This window comes from Kitasatospora sp. NPDC051914 (assembly GCF_040680995.1).
Taxonomy (GTDB): Bacteria; Actinomycetota; Actinomycetes; order Streptomycetales; family Streptomycetaceae; genus Kitasatospora.
The window spans coordinates 1-17,660 of the sequence record NZ_JBFAXX010000068.1 but is presented as its reverse complement, the minus strand read 5'-3'; the positions used below and the strand labels follow the sequence as shown (position 1 = coordinate 17,660).

The window sequence follows — 17,660 nt, the reverse complement described above, 5'->3', positions numbered from 1 at the left end:
GTCGGCCCCTCCCGCGGCGTGCTTCAGCCGTTCACAAGCAGGATCTTGCCGGTGTGCCGGCCGGATTCCATGAGCCGGTGCGCCTCGGCGGCGTCGGCCATGGGCAGCATCCGGTCGATGACCAGCCGCACGGCTTTCTGCTCGATCAGCGGCCAGACCCGGTCGCGTACTTCGGCGATGACGGCGGCCTTCTGCGCCGCGGGGCGGGTGCGCAGGGTGGTGCCGTGGACGGAGGCGCGCTTGAACACCAGCTCGGCGAGGTCGAGCGGGCCCTCGAGGCCGTCCTGCAGGCCGATGACGACCAGGCGCCCGTCGGCGGCGAGGGAGCGGACGTTGCGTTCGAGGTACCGGCCGCCGATGACGTCGAGGATGACGTCGTAGGGGCCGTGCTCGGCGAAGTCCTGGGTGCGGTAGTCGATGGCCGGGTCGGCGCCCAGCTGCCGGGCCAGGGCGGTCTTCTCGGGGGCGCCGGCGGTGGTGACCACGCGGGCTCCCAGCGCCTTGGCGATCTGGACGGCCGCGGTGCCGATGCCGTCGGCGCCGCCGTGCACCAGAAGGGTCTCGCCCTCGCGCAGCCCCGCGGTCATGACGAGGTTGGACCACACGGTGGCGACGGCTTCGGGCAGGCCCGCCGCCTCGACGAGGCCGATCCCCTTCGGCACCGGGAGCAGCTGCCCCGCGGGGACGGCGACCTTCTGCGCGTAGCCGCCGCCCGTCAGCAGTGCGCAGACCTCGTCGTCCACCCGCCAGCCGGTCACGTGTTCGCCGAGGGCGCTGATACGGCCGGAGACCTCCAGTCCCGGGTACGGCGAAGTCCCCGGCGGCAGGGGGTACAGGCCCCGCCGCTGCATGACGTCGGCCCGGTTCAGGGCGCTGGCGGCCACGTCGACGACGACTTCGCCGGCCGCCGGGGCGGGGTCCTCGACGTCGGTCCACTCCAGGACCTCGGGGCCGCCGTGTTCCTTGATCGTGATTGCTTTGATGGCACTCCCTTCTGCAGGGCCGGGTGAAGGGCTCTCGGGCCCGTGGGCGGGTGCCGCGGACGGCTCCAGCGGAGCGGCGGCGTCGAGCACGACGCCGGCGGGGCCGGTCAGCGCTTCGGCGTGGACCATGACGTTGCCGGTGATCAGCAGTCCGGTGCCGCCGGTGGCCCAGCGCCGGTACAGCGTGATCAGCCGCCCGTCGGGCAGCTGGCCGGCGCCGGCCATGTTCTCCTCCACGGCCGCCTTGGCGATCCGGTTGCGCAGTACCGATCCGGAGCGCAGGTGCAGGGGCGAGAACAGCTCGCCGGCCATCCTGGTCCTCCTCTTCGTCGACTAGGATGTGTACATCGCTTACATTGGGGCGAGCAATGTATGCGGTGCAAACATGAGAGAGGGTGGCCCATGTCACAGACCGGCTCCTACCACCACGGCGACCTGCGCGCCGCCTGTCTGCGCGCCGCGCGGGAACTGCTGGAAGAGGACGGCAGCGCCGGCCTGTCCCTGCGGGCCGTGGCGCGGCGGGCCGGCGTGTCGGCAACAGCCCCCTACCGCCACTACCCGGACCGTGACGCACTGGTCTCCGCGGTCGCCGCGGAGGGCTACCGCGAACTCGCCGTGTGCCTGGCCGCCGCGCATCCCTCGCCTGCGACGCCCGACGAGCTTTCCGCGGTCGCCGTCGCCTACGTGCGCTTCGCTCTCGACCGTCCGGCGATGTTCAGGGTGATGTTCGCCGAGCCCTGCGATCCCACCAGCGAGGACAGGGTGGCCGCGACCGCCGCCATCTCCGGGTACGTCCGCGACATTGTCCGCGGCGTTTTCCCCGACGCCGATCCGGAGGCGCTGTCGACCGCGGTGTGGGCGCTGGTGCACGGCCTGGCGTTCCTGCATCTGGACGGCAAGCTGGACGCCTCCACCCCCGAGGTGGTCGCGGACCGGGTCCGCGCGGCCGTTCGTGCGATTCTCGCCGCTTCTCCGTCGGCTGCGGCGCGCCCGGGTGGGTGAGGTGCCGTCAGGGGCGTGCCCGTGTCGCCCCCGGCGGCAGGAGGCGCCGGGGGCGACGGCGACGAGGTGCTCGGGAACGGCCCGCCGGCCCGTGGCAGCACTGTGATGGAGGGCCGTGCGACGATTCGCGTGCCCGTCGGCCGACGGTTCGTCGGGTGCCGGAGGCAAGCACGGGTAGCCACCCGGTTGTTGCGCTTCAGCGGAGGCCCGCTGCCTCGAGGATCTTCAGTGCGCCGGTCAGGAGGGTGGCCCAGGTTTCGGGCGAGACGGAAGCAGGCGGGTAGAACCCCTGGATGCGCTGCTGGGCGACGGTCTGGGGCTCGGTGTACTTGAGGATTCCGTCGGCGCCGTGGCGGCGGCCGAGTCCGGAGTCGCCCATGCCCCCCATCGGTGCGTCGTTGCTTCCCCAGGCGGCGGCGAAGGCCTCGTTGACGTTGACGGTGCCGGCGTGCAGGCGGGCGGCGACGGCCCGGCCGCGGGCTCCGTCGCGGGACCAGACGCTGGCGTTGAGGCCGTACGGTGTGGCGTTGGCCCGCGCGATCGCCTCCTCGACGTGGCGGAAGGGGTGGACCGAGACGACCGGGCCGAAGGTCTCGTGGTCGTACAGGGTCATGTCGGGTGTGACGTCGGTGAGGACGGTCGGTTCGTAGAACAGCGGGCCGAGGTCCGGTCGCGCCCTGCCGCCCGCGAGGACGGTGGCGCCCTTGGCGACGGCGTCGTCCACGTGCGCGGTGACGGTGTCCAGCTGGGACCGGTTGGTGAGGGAGCCGACGTCGATGCCGTAGTCGTACGAGGCGCCCAGTTCGAGCTTCTCGGTGCGTGCGACGAACGCGGCGACGAACCTGTCGCGGACGGCCTCGGCGACGTACAGGCGCTCGATGGAGACGCAGAGCTGGCCGGCGGAGGGGAAGCAGGCGTTGACGGCGCCGTCGGCGGCCTTCTCGATGTCGGCGTCGTCGAGGACGATCATGGCGTTCTTGCCGCCGAGTTCGAGGGACGCGCCGATCAGGCGCATCCCGGCGTCGCGCGCGATCCGACGTCCGCGGGCGTCGAGACCGGCAGGGCGGCCAGTGGGGCACCGGTGTAGGGGGCGTTGGCGGTGACCCGTGCGGCGAGCCGTGCGAGCAGGGCCGGGGTCAGGGACGCGGGAAGGCCGGAGGTGCGGGCGGTGGTGCGTGCGGTGGCCATGGCGGGGCTCCTTACTGCTGGTTCCGGCTCCGGACCGAGGTGGGGACGGGCATGTGCAGGGCGAGCTGGCCCTCGGTCACGACGTCGAACCGAACGGTTCTCATCGGCTTGAGCGAGCGCAGGTCGTCGGCCATGCGGCCGTCGCCGACTTCGAGGCCGACGTCGCGCGGCATGCGAGTCGTGCCTGCGGACAGCACGTTGGTCTGGCTCAGGGTGGAGTGCCATGCGCCGTTGATCGAGGTGTACGAGGTGAGGCTCGAGACGCGCTCGCCGCTGGGGTGTGCCCTCTGGGCGGGCGTTGCCGCCCGGAGGGCCAGGTCGGTCCCGCCGGCGTCGTCGGCCACGCGCGCGGTGGTCCGGCCGTCGTCGATGTCGACGTCGAGGTCGGTGACCCACTTGGGGAAGCCGTAGCCGTCGTGGCCGCGCACCTGGGCGATCTCCGTGCTCACGGGCAGGGACAGCACGTAGGAGTCGAGGTGTTCGTTCTTGAGACCGGCGACGAGGTCGAAGAAGCCGAGCCGGCCGTGCCGTGCGGGCTCCACGGCGATCCCGACGGCGGCTTCGGTGTAGAAGTCGATGTCGCACACGTCGTAGCGGAAGAACATGACGGAGACCAGCCCGAGACCGGGGGCGATCTCCAGCGGTGCCAGCTCCCCGGGCAGGCGGGTGCGGATCGCCCGGGAGGGGGCGAGCATCGTCAACCGTGCGGTCGAGATGCGGTAGTAGAAGTTCGGGGTCAGCGTGGGGCCGATCGGGGAGTCGACCCTCGTCTTGGGCAGCCGTCGGAAGAAGTCCACGCCGCTGACCCGGGGATCGCGGGCGACCTCGCCCAGATCGGTGTTCATCCTGTACCGGTCGTACAGGCCGCCCCTCGGGACGGTGACCGTTCGGCCGCCCAGGTCGACCTCGGCCGTTTCCTGCTGGGTCGGTGGCATCGGCGTGCTCCCTCGCATGAATGTAAGCAGTGCTCACATGACGCTAGCCGTGGATGTAAGCACTGTCAACGCTTGGTGGGCGGCGGTCGGCGGCGGCGGGATCGCCTCGGGGTTCGGGGGATGTTGACATTGATTACATCGCCCTTCTGCTCTCAAGTAAGCGCCGTAAACATGAGTGCACCGGGAGGGAGCGGCACCAGGTCGCCGCACTGGTCACCTCGTCGTAACGTCGGTCCCGTCAGGTCGGCGCCGGAACGAGCCACCGCAGGAGGAGAGATGGGAACGACCAAGGTCCTCTTCGTCGTGTCCGCAGCCGATCGCTGGACGCTGAAGGACGGGAAGGTGCACCCCTCCGGCTTCTGGGGCGAGGAACTGGCGGTGCCGCACAAGGTGTTCACCCAGGCCGGGTGGGAGACCGCGATCGCGACCCCGGGCGGTAAGCCCCCGACGCTGGACCGCCTGAGCATGTCCTTCACCGCCGGCCGGCCGTCCAAGATTCGCGAGGTCGCCCGCTACCTCGACTCGATCCAGGCCGAGCTGGACAACCCCGAGTCGCTGGAGTCCATCGACCCGGACGAGTTCGACGTCGTGTTCTACCCGGGCGGTCACGGCCCGATGGAGGACCTGGCGTTCGACCCGGTCTCGGGCGCACTGCTCACCCGCGTGCTGCGCTCCGGAAAGCCGCTGGCGCTGCTGTGCCACGGGCCCGCCGCCGCGCTGGCGGCAGAGAACGAGGACGGATCCTGGCCGTTCGCCGGCTACCGGATGACAGCCCTGTCCAACGCCGAGGAGAAGCTCAACAGCTTCGGCTGGAAGGCGGCCTGGCTACTGGAGGACCGCCTGCGGGAGTACGGTGCGGAGTACGCCAAGGCGCGCCTGCCCCTGCTCCCGTTCATGGTGGTCGACCGCAACGTGTACACCGGCCAGAACCCCGCTTCGTCCGAGCGGCTCGCGGAACAGCTCGTGGCCGACATGAACCCGGCGATGTACCGGTCGGCGTCGTGAACGACCGAGTCGCCGTTCGGTTCGAGAGCCGGCGGTGGGATCGCCGCAGGCGGAACGGACGTTCGGCCGCCGCGCCCCCGGGTCGACTCGGCGGGCGCCGGGGACCGAGCTCGACATGAACGGTTCCGGCAGGCCCCGCCCCCGGGCGGCTTGCGGTGCAGCCCGCAGAGGCTCTCCGGAGGGGGAACGCGGCGTCCGGGGCGGGACGCTGCCGCTTCTCCCGCGGCGGGTTCCGCAGCGGCCGGGGCACTCCTCCCTCGTGGGACGACACCCGGTGGGGCACCGGTCGTGACGCGACGGCACCTCGACGATGCCCGCGGGTCGAAGGGTTCGTAGTGCTCGCGGACCCCGGGTCCGCCCCGGTCCGTGAACGGCGCCCCGTCCGGCCGGTCAGCAAGTCGACTGCAAGTGTCCTGCAATCGGGCTGCGAAGACTGGGTGTCATGACTTCGAGCAACACTTCCGATTCCACCCTGCACCCCTACACCCGCGAGATGGCGATGATCCACCAGGTGTTCCGGCGCGAGTCGCGCCTGCTGGCCGAACTCGTCCAGGACGTGCGGCCCGGCGACACCGCACGTTCCCGGATCCTCGCCGAGCACTGGCGGCTGTACTCCATCGGCCTGCACGCCCACCACACCGGCGAGGACGAGATGCTCTGGCCGGTCCTGCTGCCCCACCTGGACCTCGATGCCGAGCAGGTCCTGGAGATGGAGGCGCAGCACCGCGAACTCGGCGAAGGGATCGCCGAGGTCCAGGTGCTGATGGACCGGTGGCAGGCACGGGCCCTGCCCGAGGACCGCGACGAGCTCACCGAGGCGCTGCGCAGGCACCACCGGCAGCTGTGCGCCCACCTCGACGAGGAGGAGCGGGAGGTCATGCCGCTGGTCGCGCTCCACGTGAACGAGGAGCAGTGGCACGCGGTGGGCGAGCGGGGCCTCGCCGAGACGCCCCGGGACCGGCTGATGATCGCCCTGGGTGCCATCCTCGAGGACACCTCGCCGGAGGAGCGCCGGGAGTTCCTCGCCCGGCTGCCCGTCCCGGCCCGGGTGCTGTGGAAGCTTCTCGGGCAGCGGCAGTACCGCCGCGAGACCGACCGGATCCGCGGCCGGCGCACGACCGTCTGACGGACCCTCCCCGTCCGGCCGCCCGTCCCGGGGCCGGCACCGACTGCCCGACCCGCCCGTACCGATCGAGGAACCGTCACCGATGCGCATCGGATTCTCCGTCCCCCAGTTCGGCCCGTTCGCCGACCCCGACCGCACCGCCGGAATGTGCGCGGCGCTCGAAGCAATGGGCTGCCACAGCCTCTGGGCAGCCGACCGGCTCCTGGCGCCGCTCACCCCGCCCGACGGCTACCCGGGCGGGAAGGCGATGCCCGTCCGGTACGCCACCCACCTCGACCCGCTGCTCGCCCTGGGTGTGGCGGCCGCGGCGACCGAACGGGTACGTCTCGGCAGCAGCACGCTCAACGCCCTGTGGCAGCCGCCCGTCGTGCTCGCCCGGGCGCTGACGACCCTCGACCTGATCAGCCACGGACGCCTGGACGTGGGCCTCGGCCTGGGCTGGATGCGCGAGGAGTACGAGGCCGCCGGGGTGCCCTGGCGGGGGCGCGGCGAGCGGCTGGAGGAGACCCTCGACGTCCTCGAGGCCGTCTGGCGGTCGGACACGGTCGCCCACACCGGCCCGCTGTGGACGGTCCCCGAGTCGACCGTCCTTCCCAAGCCCCGGCAGGGCCCGAGGCCGCCGATCCTGCTGGGCGGGTTCACCCCGCCCGCCCTGGAGCGGGTCGGCAGGCGCGCGGACGGCTGGCTGGCGGCCTCGATGCCGTTGCCGTACTTCGGCGCCCTGTGGGCGGTGGCGGCCGAGGCCGCCGAGCGGGCGGGGCGGGACCCGGCGGGGCTGCGCCGGGTGTTCCGGGTGAACCCGGAGGTCACCACGGTCGAAGCCGGCCCCGAGGAGACCCACCACCGCGGGACGGTGCGCCAGATCTGCGACCACCTGCGGGTGATGTGCGAGGCGGAGACCGACGAGGTGCTCGTGGACCTCCAGCTGACCACGGACTCGCCCGAGGAGTTCCTCGACCTGGCAGCGGCGTTCCTGGCCGAACTGACCGAGCCCTCGCGGCCCCTGCGGTGAGGGACGCCGCTACGCGGGCGCCGGCGGCAGTCCTGCCAGGGCCGCCCGGGCGGCGTCCGCCCAGTGGGGGGAGTCCCAGGCGGCCGCCACCCGCGCGGCTTCGAGGTAGTGGTGCCGGGCCTGGTCCGGACGGCCCAGGAACCGGGCCAGTTCGCCCAGGGTCTGCGCGACGGGCCGGAAGACGATGCTGAGGCTGCTCGCGCCGCCCGCCAGCCCCTGCAGGGGCAGCAGGTCCCGGTACACCTCGGCGGCCGCCTCCCGGTCGCCCAAGGCGACGGCGGCCGCGCCGCGTAGCCCGGCCAGGACGGGGTAGGCGAAGTCACGCCGGAGCGGCACGCGCCGGCCGAAGACCTCCCGGGCCTGTTCGGGACGGCCCGCGGCCAGCAGTGCGAGAGCAGTGAGGGCCTCGTTGAGCGGCTGGTACTGCTCCCACACCGTGAGTACCGTCGGCAGCAGCTCGGCCAGCCGGCCCTGCTGCAAGCGGATGCACCCGACGGCCAGAGCCGCCAGCGTGCTGAGGTCCACCGCACCCCGTGCGCGCAGCTCCGCGACCGCCGACCCCAGGGCTTCCTCCGCGTCCTCGAAGCGGCCCTGGGCCATCGCGAGCATGGGGCCACGCAGCCTGGCCACCGCGAACGCACCCTGGAGCTCGTACGTGCGGGCGATCTCGTCCGCACGGACCAGGCATCGCTCCATCTCCGCCGGGTCGTTGCGGCCGGCGGCGATCCGGGCGGCGGTGTAGGACGTCATCCAGGAGTACTCGGGGCCGTCCTGGGAGGCCGCCACCTCGGCGAGTTCCCGGTGGAGCTCCAGGTAGGCATCGGGCTCGAGTTCGCAGTCGACGCGGCGCAGCAGCGACGAGAGCGTCAGGCCCCGCAGGCGGGGCTCGTCCAGGGTCCGGGCGAGTTCCACGGCCCGGCGCGCCACGGCCAGGGCACGGGGATCGGTGTCGTCGAGCGCGTCGGCGAGCTGGTCGAGGAGCAGGCACCGCTGCCGGTCGGTCGGCCCCGGGCCCTCCAACAGCGTGCCGAGTTCCTCGACGGCCTCGGGGTCGGACGCCGCGTACGCGCGGACGCGCCACGGCGTCGGTTCGGTCCACGTCGTGTAGGCGGCGGTCAGCAGGTCGGCCCGGTCCGCCGCACGGGCCACCGCCACGGCCTGCTGCTGTGCCTCGCGGGCGGGGACCACGGCCCCCATCCGGATCCGGCAGTCCACCAGCTGACCCAGCAGCATCACCCGCAACAGGGCGGCATCCTGACCGGCGAAGGCGGCCGGATGATCGGAGAGGAGTCCGAGGGCCGTGTTCAGGAGGGTCTCGGCGTTCTGCGGGGCATAGCGGCGCACCGCCAACTCGCAGGCCAGCCGGGCATGGTGGACCGCGGGCCCGGCGTCGGCGGTCACGACCGCGGCCGCCTGCAGGAGGTGGTGGGCCGTGGCGGCGACGTTGTCCGACCCGAGGGCGATCAGGCTCCTGCCCAGTCGGGAGTGCATCCGGGCCAGCCGCAGACGCGTGAGGTCGGCCTCCAGGGCGTCCCGTACGAGGGCGTGACTGAAGCGAACCGTGCCCGGACGCGGCTCGGTGAGCAGTCCGGCGGTGACCCCCGCGTCCAGGGCGTCGAGGAGCTGCTCGGCATCGCCGTCCGCGGCGTGGACGAGGAGGGCCACCGGAGCCTCGCGTCCGGCGACGGCCGCCAGCCGCAGCCCGGCCGTGACGGTCGGCGTGAGCAGGGCGAGCCGTCGCCGCAGCACGTCCTGGACGCCCTGCGGGACGCGGGCCAGCGCCTGCTGCTCGCCCTCACCGGCCAGCAGGAGCGAACTCTCGTGCAGATGGAACGGGTTCCCCCCGGCCCGTTCGGCCAGGGCCGCCGCGGCCCGTTCGCTCATGTCGGTCGCGGTGCGCCGCAGCAGCTCCTTCGCCTGGGCGTCCGACAGCCCACCGAGCGCCATCCGTACGGGCGAGCAGGCGGCCAGGCGCGCCAGTGCCCCGGTCAGGTCGCCCTCGCCGGTGCGGTACGAGCCCACCAGGAGGAGCGGTACGTCGCGCAGTTGCTCGGCGCAGAGCAGGAACAGCTCGATGCTCTCCTGGTCACCCCGGTGGAGGTCGTCCAGCACGATCAGCAGCGGTCGCCGATGGGCCGTGTCACGGAGCCAGCCGAGCAGCGCCCTGTGCAGGCGGAAACGCCGGGCCGGGCTGCCGTCCGGCTGCCCGGAGTCGCTCGCGGTGCCCGGAGCCAGCAGCGGGGCGAGCTCGTCGGCGTACCGGCCCGGTGGCGCGGCCTCCGCCAGACCCGGCAGCATGTCGAACCAGGCCCGGCCGGGCGGGGCACCCTCGGTCTCCGGACACTGCCCGGACCCGGCCAGCCAGCCCTGCTGCGGCAGTTGGCGGACGGCCGCCTCCAGAAGACTCGACTTGCCGATACCGGGCTCGCCGGAGACCAGGACCACCTGGGCCCGGCCGCCCCGGGCCCGGTCCGCCGCGGCGGCGAGCCCGGCCAGCTCCTCGTCACGGCCGAGGAGCCGGCCCGCCGTCAGGACGGTCGGCGTCCCACGCCCGGCGCTCGCCACCGGGCCCCGCACCGCAGCCACGGCGGTGGACGCCTCGGCCCGCACGGTGGCCGCGGCGGGTGCCCCGGTCGCCAGCTGAAGCACGTCCAGACGCTGGTGCAGCAGGGCCTGCTCCAGCTCGACGAGAGCGGGCCCGGGCTCGACGCCGAGTTCCTCACCGAGGATCCGGCGGGCCCGCCGCAGCGCGGCCAGGGCGTCCCCCTGGCGGTCGCGAGCCCACAGTGCCAGGGCCAGCAGCCGCCAGCCCTCCTCGTGCAGCGGCTGCTCCCGGGCCAGCGCGGCCGCGTCGGCCAGGGCCTGCGCTGCCTGCCCGCTGCCCAGCCGTGCCGCGGCGAGCCGTTCGCGGGCGGTGCGGTGCACCTCCTCCAGGCGGGCGCGCTCACCGGCGGTCCACGGCTCGTCCAGGAACTCCGCGTACGGCTGCCCGCCCCACGAGGCGAGCGCCTCGGCCAGCCCCTCGGCGGCGAGGTGAGCGGGCATCTCCGCCCCTGAGCAGGCCGCCACCCGTCGCTCGAACACCCAGGCGTCCACGGCGCCCTGTTCGACGGCGAGGGCGTAGCCGTAGGGCGCGCTGACCAGCAGCCGCGCGGGCGCCCGCGGTGCCCGTTCCGGTTCGAGGACGCGCCGCAGCCGCGCGATGTAGGCGTGCAGCGATGTCTGTGAGCTCGACGGGATCCGTGTCGGCCACAACCGTTCGATGATCTGCTCCGTGGGTACGACCGCCCCACCGGCGAGCAGCAGTTGGACCAGAACCATCCGGGCGAGCCGGCCACCCGGATCAACCGCGCGGCCGTCGACCTCGACCCGGAACGAGCCGAGCACCTTCAATGTGACCATGACAGGGTCATCGTAATCGGCGCACCGCAGCCCGATGGACCCGGGAACCCGTGGAGCGCGCACCTGCAACCGGCCGGAACACGGCCGGGCCGCCGACAGGTGGGTGAGGGGGCGCCAGGAGGCCGCCACTTCCTGCACGGGGTGATGCCTCCGGTGCTCGGCCGCAGCCGCGACGGGGTGTCCGGGTGGTCAGGCGAGGGTGACTTCGACGGGGAGCTTCTTGATGCCGTTGACGAAGTTGGAGCGTACGCGCGGTACGTCGCCGGCGAGGCGGACGGAGGACAGGCGCGGGATCAGCTCCTCGAACATGATGCGGATTTCGGTGCGTGCGAGCAGGTTGCCCAGGCACAGGTGGGGCTGCCCTTGCCGAAGCTGACGTGGTCGTTGTCGGTGCGGGTGACGTCGAAGTCGTAGGGGTTGCCGAAGACCTTCTCGTCACGGTTGCCCGAGGCGTACCACATGACGACCTTGTCGCCCTCGCGGACCTGCTTGCCGCCGAGCTCGACGTCGCTGGTGGCGGTGCGGCGGAAGTGGTAGACGGGGGAGGTCCAGCGCAGGAACTCCTCGACCGCGGCGGGGATCAGCGAGGGGTCCTTCTGGAGCCGGCGAGCTGCTCGGGGTGCCGGATGAGCGCCAGCATCGAGTGGCTGATGGTGTGCCGGGTGGTCTCGTTCCCGGCGACGACGAGCAGCAGGAAGTAGTTGTCGAAGTCCTGGGCGCTGAGCGGGATGCCGTCGCGGGGGGTCTCGTTGACGAGGCGGGAGACCAAGTCGGTGCCGGGGCCGCCGCCCCGGCAGACCCCGGAATACCGTCGTGGCGCGGACCGGCTGCCCTGGGAGCTGTGGCCGGACCGGCGGGTACCGGGTTTCGCGCTCACCAGCGCCTCGGCGGGTGTCGGCCCGCAGCACCGCGCGGAGGATCGTTTCGGTGCGTTTCGCGTCCACACCCGCGCGGTGCCACCACTTCCCGGTCCTCGCCCGCGGCACCGTCTTCCGCCGCGGCAAGTCCGTCACCGTGATCGGCACCTGCTCCTGGAACCTCCAGGAACTCGGCGCACACGCCGCCGACGGCACCGCCGCCGTCCGCGACCACCTCGCCCGCACCGTCACCCCCACCGCCGGCAGCGCCGAGGCTCATCGGACACGTACCGCGGCTCCGACGCGTCCGGCTCGAACGGCTGTGGCACGCGAGCCCCGGTTCTCCAGGCCGAGATGTGTCTCGTGAGACCTCTGCTCGGGGTGGTGCGGGTGAAAGGGACGTCCGAGTGGTACCGCGGTACCGGTCTGGTCGGGGCCGAGCCGTAGCCGATCGAAGGGGGCACCGCGTCACAAGCTGCCCGTGCGGGCCGGGCAGCAACGTCGGTTGGTCCTACTCGGCAGGCAGCCGACCGACATGACCCGTCCCCGCAGATCCGGGCCCCACGCGGCGAGGAAGTTCGGCAGCCTCGGCCTCATGCCCCGCCGACAGGACTGGCCGGTGACCTGCTCCCGCCGGAGAACAGCCACGGCGAGCCGTCCCGGACAATCGACGGGGCTGTTCCGGCCCGGGGCGGCGAGAGCCCCCGGTGGACGGGGTCCGTTCCGGGGGCTCGTGCCGGGCTGGGTCAGATCACGCGGATCTGCTCGGCCTGCGGACCCTTCTGGCCCTGGGTGATCTCGAACTCGACCCGCTGGCCTTCCTGCAGCTCGCGGAAGCCCTGGCCGGAGATGTTGGAGAAGTGGGCGAAGACGTCCGGGCCGCCGCCGTCCTGCTCGATGAAGCCGAAGCCCTTCTCGGCGTTGAACCACTTCACAGTGCCCTGAGTCATGCTGCTTCCTGTCCAGGATGGTGCCGGGCCCGCCGTGTGCGGCCCGTGCGGAGGTGATCGCCAAGGCCCGGAAGTTGCATGTGCGGGACAGCAAAACGCCCGCGGGCATGTGACCGCGGGCGAACGACTCGGAACCACGACTGCTCTGGCAAGAACGGTACCGAGCCGTCCGCAGGAGCGCACGCGGACGCGCTGGTCCTCCTCGGCCACGACAGCCGGACCACCTGTTTGCCCGCCGACGCCGGACGTGCGCTGGTGCCCGCGCACGGACGGGCGCAGGCTGAGGAGTGCACAGGTCACCAGCCTTGGCCGGGCCTGGTCGGACTGCCTCGGCCCTCGCTGCGCGAAGATCGTGCCGCCCCGTCCGCCGAACCGCCGGAGCTCTCCGATGACCGACACTCCCGCCTCCCGCACGGCCCGCCCGATCGTGGTCGGCACGGACGGGTCGGCCCCGGCCCGACAGGCCGTGGTCTTCGCGCTCCAGGAGGCGCAGCTGCGCGGTACCGGCCTACGGGCCGCCTGCGCATTCGAGTACACCCCGACCCAGTACTCGGGCTTCGAGCGGACGGTCGTCTCGGGCCCCGACAGCGCTCCCGTGCCGCAGCAGCGCGATCTCGTCATGCAGTCCGTGGCCGACTCCGTCAAGGAGCTCCAGCAGCAGCTCGGCGGCCCACCCGTCGAGGTGGAGATCGTCTGCGAACGGGGACGTCCGGCGCAGGTCCTCCTCGAGGCGAGCAAGGACGCCTGCCTTCTCGTCGTCGGTTCCCGGGGATCGGGTGCCTGGGGACGCCTCACCCTCGGGTCCACCAGCACCGAGGTCGTCCACCACGCCCGCCTCCCGGTCGTCGTCGTCCCGGCGGAACACGACACCGAATCATCCTGAGCATCGATCCGGCCACGGTGCCGCCTCTGCCGTGGCCTCGGCCCGCGGTGGCCGGTGGCCGGGTCGCGGTCACCGGCCGGCTCGTGTGCAGGCGAGGAGTTCGGCGGCCGGGCCGGTCGGGGTGCGGCCGGACGGCCACACCGCGCGCAGGGACCGGCGCATGTCGATGCCTTCCGTCTTCACCTCCACCAGGCGTCCGTCGGCGATGGCCGTACGCACGGCGAGCTCGCTCATGACGGCCGGGCCCGTCCCGGCGATCACGGCGTTGCGGACGGCCGTGGCCGAACCGAGTTCCAGCAGGCGCCGGGAATCACCCGCCCCTGCCCGGCGCAGTGCCCGGTCGAGGGTGTCGCGGGTGCCCGACCCCCGCTCGCGCAGCACCAGGGGAGTGGTGGCGAGTTCGGCGGCGTCCAGTGGCCGGCGCCGCCGGGTCCAGGGGTGGCCGGGGGCGACCACCACCAGCAGCCGGTCGCCGGCCACCTGACGGGTCGAGAGTCCGCTCGGCGCCTGCGGCGCCTCGATGAAGCCGATGCCCGCCGCGCCCGTGCGCACCAGTTCGGGGACGTGCTCGCTGTTGGTGACCTGGAGGCTCACCTGCAGGTCGGGCTGCCGTTGACGCAGCTCACCGATCCACGCCGGCAGCAGGTACTCGGCGACGGTCATGCTCGCCGCGACCCTGAGCTCGGCGTCGCGCCGGGTGCGCAGTGCCTCCGCGCCGGTGACCAGCCGGTCGAGTTCGAGCAGGACGCGATGGGCCCGCTCGACGACCGCTCCGCCTGCGGCGGTGAGCCGGGAGCCGCGGCGGGTCCGGTCGAGCAGGACCAGGCCGAGCCGGCGCTCCAGTGCGGAGAGCCGCTTGCTCACCGAGGGCTGGGCGATGCCGAGGCGCGCCGCCGCGCTGCCGAGACTGCCCGTCTCCCCGACGAGGACGAGCAGCCGCAGCGATTCCAGGTCCGGTAGGCGGCCGAACGCGGCGGGGTCGAGCGGGCCGCCCCCGATCGCGCCCGTGGCCGTGACAGTCGTCGGACTCATACCCATGGGCTATGACCTCCTCTCCAGGTGGGGGCTACGCGGATGTGCGAGCGCCCGGAACAGTCGCACGCATGAGTGATGCCTTTGATGTCCAGTCCCCGGCACCGACCGCCGCACCGGTCGACCGGCGCACGCCGCAGGACGCGGACGCGCCCCGGCCGTCCCGCCGGAGCGCCTGCGCAGCCCGGGTGCCCGGCCTGGCCGCGGCGCTGGCCGTGGCCGTGGCGGGCACCGCCGTCGGCAGGCTCGTGCCGGTCGTCGGCGGTCCCGTGTCCGGGATCCTGCTGGGCGTGCTGGTGGCCGTCCTCGCCAAGCCGGGCCCGCGGCTGAGGTCCGGAATCGACTTCGCCGGCAAGCCGGTGCTGAAGTGCGCGGTCGTCATTCTCGGCTCCCAGTTGTCGCTGGTTCAGATCGCCAGGGTGGGGGCGGGTTCGCTGCCGGTGATGGTCGGCACCCTGGTGGTGTGCCTGGCCGCCGCGTACGGCATCGGCCGGTGGCTCGGCGTGGTCGGCGACCTGCGCACGCTGATCGGCGTGGGGACGGGTGTCTGCGGTGCGTCGGCGATCGCCGCGGTGACCCCGGTCATCGGCGCGGCCGGCGCCGAGGTCGCGTACGCGGTCTCCACGGTCTTCCTCTTCAACATCGCCGCGGTCCTCGTGTTTCCGGTGCTCGGGCATCTGCTCGGACTGAGTGAGCACGCCTTCGGGCTGTTCGCCGGGACGGCGGTCAACGACATGTCGTCCGTGGTCGCCGCGGCCGCCACCTACGGCCCGGGCGCGGCCGACTACGGCGTCGTCGTGAAGCTCACCCGCACCCTGATGATCATTCCGATCTGCATGGTGCTGTCGGCGCTGGTCGCCCGGCGGGCCAGGCACGGGGCGGGGACCGCCGTCACCCGGGTGCGGGCGGCCGAGCTGGTGCCGGGATTCCTCCTGGCCTTCCTGGCCGTGGCCGGGGTCAACACCGCGGGGCTCGTTCCCGCCGGGACCCGTCACGGCCTCAGCGAGCTCTCGGTCTTCCTGATCACCGTGGCGCTGTCGGCGATCGGGCTCTCCACCGACCTCGGCGGACTGCGCCGCGCCGGGGCCCGGCCCCTGATCCTCGGCGCCTGCCTGTGGATCGTCGTGTCGGCCGGCAGCCTGGGGCTGCAGTGGCTGACCGGCACGCTGTGACCCGGGGGCCGGGGCGGAATCCCCCGGGCCCCGAGGCCCCCGGTGTCAGCGGGCCCGCGGTGGCCGGGCACCGTTCGCGAAGTCCGCGAACCAGGTCAGCATCTCCGGGTGGGTGACGGCCCCCTCGCCGCTCACCTCCGCGACGCTCGCGCCCTGGAGGATGCGCTTGACCGGGACCTCCAGCCGCTTCCCCGTCAGGGTGCGCGGCACCGCGGGCACTTCGGCGACGGTGTCCGGCACGTGTCTGGGCGAGAGCTGGTGCCGGATCGCCGCGGTGATCCTGGCGCGCAGCGCGTCGTCGAGGACGGCGCCCTCGGCCAGGACCACGAACAGCGGCATGTGGTAGCCGCCGTCCGGCAGTTCGGCTCCCACGACCAGGCTGTCCGCCACCTCGGGCAGCTGCTCCACCACGGCGTAGATGTCGGCCGACCCCATCCGCACGCCCATCCGGTTGAGCGTCGAGTCGGAACGTCCGGCGACCACGACGGTGAGGTCGTCCTCGACCGTCACCCAGTCGCCGTGCCGCCACACACCCGGATACATGTCGAAGTAGCTCGCCCGGTAGCGCGAGCCGTCCGGATCGCCGACGAAGTGCAGCGGCATCGACGGCAGCGGGGCCGTCACCACCAGTTCGCCCTGCCGGCCGGTCAGCGGCCGGCCGGAGGGGTCCCAGGAGGCGAGCGCGACACCGAGCGCGGGGCACGGTATCCGGCCGACCCGGACGGGCAGCAGGGCACTGGCGCCGGCGAGGACCGAGCAGATGTCGGTGCCGCCGCAGATGGACTGCAGCCGGACGTCCGGTCCGAGGCGGTCGTGGACCCAGCGCCAGGTGCTCGGCGGCAGCGTGGAGCCGGTCTGCAGGACGGTCCGCAGCACGGTGAGGTCGTACCGGTCCGCGGGGTGTGAGTCCGCCTTCTCGGCGGTGGTCAGGTACGCCGCGCCCAGGCCGACCACGGTGGCGCGGGTCCGTTCGGCGACCCGCCAGACGCCGTCGGTGTCGGGGTGGGTGGGGCTGCCGTCGTACAGCACGAGGGTGCTGCCGTGCAGCAGGCCGCCGACCATGAAGTTCCACACCATCCAGCCGGTCGAGGTGTGGAAGAAGTAGCGGTCCTCGGCACGCAGGTCGCAGCCGAGGCCGAGGGCCTTGAGCAGTTCGACGACGATGCCGCCGTGGCCCTGCACGATGCCCTTGGGCCGGCCGGTGGTGCCGGACGACCAGAGGATCCACAGCGGGTGGTCGAAGGGCACGTCGGCGAAGTCGAGCCGGGCCTCCCCGGCCGTCAGCGGGGCCCACCGGTGTTGCACCACGTCGCCGCGTTCCGACCATGCGGACGCGGGCGCCGCCGGACGGAGGTGGTCGACCGTGACCAGGTGCCGGAGCGTGGGCAGCCCGGCCGTGATCTCGGCGACGGCCGGGAGCCGGTCGTACTCCTTGCCGCCGTGGCGGTAGCCGTCCACGGCCAGCAGGACGGTCGGTTCGGCCTGCCGGAGCCGGGAGAGCACGCCGGCCGTGCCGAACTCCGGGGAGCAGACGGTCCACACCGCCCCGACGGCCGCCGCCGCCAGCAGACAGACCACGGCGTGCGGCGTGTTCGGCAGGTAGCCGGCGACCCGGTCGCCCGGCTGCACGCCCATCTCCCGCAGGCCCGCGGCCAGCGCCGCGACCTGGCGCCGGAGTTCCTGCCACGAGGTCTCCACGGGCTCCCCGCCCTCGGTCAGGCTGACGAGGGCGGGCCGCTCGTCGGTGGCACGGGCGAGGCAGCGCTCGGCGAAGTTCAGCCGCGCGCCCGGGAACCAGACCGCCCCGGGCATGGCCGCGTCGCCGAGCACCTCGTCGTAGCCGGAGACGGCGTCGAGGCCGTAGTGCTCCCACACCGCCGACCAGAAGCCGGGCAGGTCACCGGTGCTCCACCGCCACAGCTCCGCGTAGTCGGAGAACCGCAGGCCCCGGGTGCGTTCCAGCCGGTTCAGGAAACCGGCCACGTCGGACTTCGCGGCCGAGGCCGGGCTCGGGGACCACAGCAGGTCGGTATCGGTGTTCATCGTCGCCTTCCGATGGTGCGGGTGGAAAAACGGGGGGCGTGTCCGCCGATTCCCGCCCGGCGCGGGAATC

The 17,660-nt window shown here is 73.2% G+C and carries 14 protein-coding genes and 2 pseudogenes; 7 read left to right on the top strand and 9 right to left on the bottom strand.

Going from position 1 to position 17,660, the window contains the following annotated elements; all coding sequences use genetic code 11:
- Positions 1-23: 23 nt before the first annotated feature.
- On the bottom strand, positions 24-983 hold the full coding sequence (locus tag AB0M03_RS32895) for an NAD(P)H-quinone oxidoreductase (RefSeq protein ID WP_363498496.1): 960 nt from the start codon (positions 981-983) through the stop codon (positions 24-26).
- Between the two features lie 402 nt (positions 984-1,385).
- On the opposite strand from AB0M03_RS32895, the gene AB0M03_RS32890 reads away from it, so the two are divergent.
- The gene (locus tag AB0M03_RS32890) at positions 1,386-1,985 is read left to right on the top strand and encodes a TetR/AcrR family transcriptional regulator (protein WP_363498427.1); all 600 of its coding nucleotides are present in this window, start codon (positions 1,386-1,388) and stop codon (positions 1,983-1,985) included.
- Between the two features lie 196 nt (positions 1,986-2,181).
- Here AB0M03_RS32890 and AB0M03_RS32885 read toward each other — a convergent pair.
- The 3 genes and pseudogenes from AB0M03_RS32885 to AB0M03_RS32875 form a co-directional block, all read right to left on the bottom strand.
- A pseudogene (locus AB0M03_RS32885) lies at positions 2,182-3,027 on the bottom strand (aldehyde dehydrogenase family protein); the annotation flags it as partial.
- Positions 2,991-3,173, bottom strand: coding sequence for a hypothetical protein (locus tag AB0M03_RS32880; protein ID WP_363498424.1), 183 nt, complete (start codon positions 3,171-3,173; stop codon positions 2,991-2,993). The pseudogene AB0M03_RS32885 and the gene AB0M03_RS32880, both read right to left, overlap by 37 nt.
- A gap of 11 nt (positions 3,174-3,184) precedes the next feature.
- On the bottom strand, positions 3,185-4,108 hold the full coding sequence (locus AB0M03_RS32875; protein ID WP_363498421.1) for an acetoacetate decarboxylase family protein: 924 nt from the start codon (positions 4,106-4,108) through the stop codon (positions 3,185-3,187).
- Between the two features lie 276 nt (positions 4,109-4,384).
- Between AB0M03_RS32875 and AB0M03_RS32870 the strand changes: the two genes are divergently transcribed.
- The 3 genes from AB0M03_RS32870 (at position 4,385) to AB0M03_RS32860 (ending at position 7,251) form a co-directional block, all read left to right on the top strand.
- Positions 4,385-5,113, top strand: coding sequence for a type 1 glutamine amidotransferase domain-containing protein (locus AB0M03_RS32870; protein ID WP_363498419.1), 729 nt, complete (start codon positions 4,385-4,387; stop codon positions 5,111-5,113).
- A gap of 442 nt (positions 5,114-5,555) precedes the next feature.
- The gene (locus tag AB0M03_RS32865; protein WP_363498416.1) at positions 5,556-6,239 is read left to right on the top strand and encodes a hemerythrin domain-containing protein; all 684 of its coding nucleotides are present in this window, start codon (positions 5,556-5,558) and stop codon (positions 6,237-6,239) included.
- Between the two features lie 82 nt (positions 6,240-6,321).
- Positions 6,322-7,251, top strand: a complete 930-nt coding sequence (locus AB0M03_RS32860; protein WP_363498414.1) for a TIGR03619 family F420-dependent LLM class oxidoreductase — start codon at positions 6,322-6,324, stop codon at positions 7,249-7,251.
- Positions 7,252-7,260: 9 nt separating this feature from the next.
- On the opposite strand, the gene AB0M03_RS32855 is transcribed toward AB0M03_RS32860, so the two are convergent.
- The gene (locus tag AB0M03_RS32855; RefSeq protein WP_363498411.1) at positions 7,261-10,653 is read right to left on the bottom strand and encodes a BTAD domain-containing putative transcriptional regulator; all 3,393 of its coding nucleotides are present in this window, start codon (positions 10,651-10,653) and stop codon (positions 7,261-7,263) included.
- 189 nt (positions 10,654-10,842) lie between these two features.
- Positions 10,843-11,440: pseudogene (locus tag AB0M03_RS32850) on the bottom strand (cytochrome P450); the annotation flags it as partial.
- 140 nt (positions 11,441-11,580) lie between these two features.
- On the opposite strand from AB0M03_RS32850, the gene AB0M03_RS32845 reads away from it, so the two are divergent.
- Positions 11,581-11,877: a hypothetical protein gene (locus AB0M03_RS32845; RefSeq protein ID WP_363498409.1), complete on the top strand. Its 297-nt coding sequence runs from the start codon at positions 11,581-11,583 to the stop codon at positions 11,875-11,877.
- 379 nt (positions 11,878-12,256) lie between these two features.
- Here the strand turns inward: AB0M03_RS32845 and AB0M03_RS32840 are convergent, their stop codons facing one another.
- Positions 12,257-12,460 carry a cold-shock protein gene (locus AB0M03_RS32840; protein ID WP_363498406.1) on the bottom strand — a complete coding sequence of 68 codons (204 nt, stop codon included), beginning with the start codon at positions 12,458-12,460 and terminating at the stop codon, positions 12,257-12,259.
- Positions 12,461-12,848: 388 nt separating this feature from the next.
- On the opposite strand from AB0M03_RS32840, the gene AB0M03_RS32835 reads away from it, so the two are divergent.
- Positions 12,849-13,343 (top strand): universal stress protein, encoded by a 495-nt coding sequence (locus tag AB0M03_RS32835; protein WP_363498403.1) that lies wholly within the window; start codon positions 12,849-12,851, stop codon positions 13,341-13,343.
- Between the two features lie 69 nt (positions 13,344-13,412).
- Here the strand turns inward: AB0M03_RS32835 and AB0M03_RS32830 are convergent, their stop codons facing one another.
- Positions 13,413-14,375 carry a LysR family transcriptional regulator gene (locus AB0M03_RS32830; RefSeq protein ID WP_363498400.1) on the bottom strand — a complete coding sequence of 321 codons (963 nt, stop codon included), beginning with the start codon at positions 14,373-14,375 and terminating at the stop codon, positions 13,413-13,415.
- A 71-nt stretch (positions 14,376-14,446) separates the two neighbouring features.
- Here AB0M03_RS32830 and AB0M03_RS32825 point away from each other — a divergent pair, with 71 nt between their 5' ends.
- Positions 14,447-15,547: a putative sulfate exporter family transporter gene (locus AB0M03_RS32825; protein WP_363498397.1), complete on the top strand. Its 1,101-nt coding sequence runs from the start codon at positions 14,447-14,449 to the stop codon at positions 15,545-15,547.
- Positions 15,548-15,592: 45 nt separating this feature from the next.
- Here AB0M03_RS32825 and AB0M03_RS32820 read toward each other — a convergent pair whose 3' ends face one another.
- Positions 15,593-17,590, bottom strand: coding sequence for an acetoacetate--CoA ligase (locus AB0M03_RS32820; protein WP_363498395.1), 1,998 nt, complete (start codon positions 17,588-17,590; stop codon positions 15,593-15,595).
- Between the last annotated feature and the right edge of the window lie 70 nt (positions 17,591-17,660).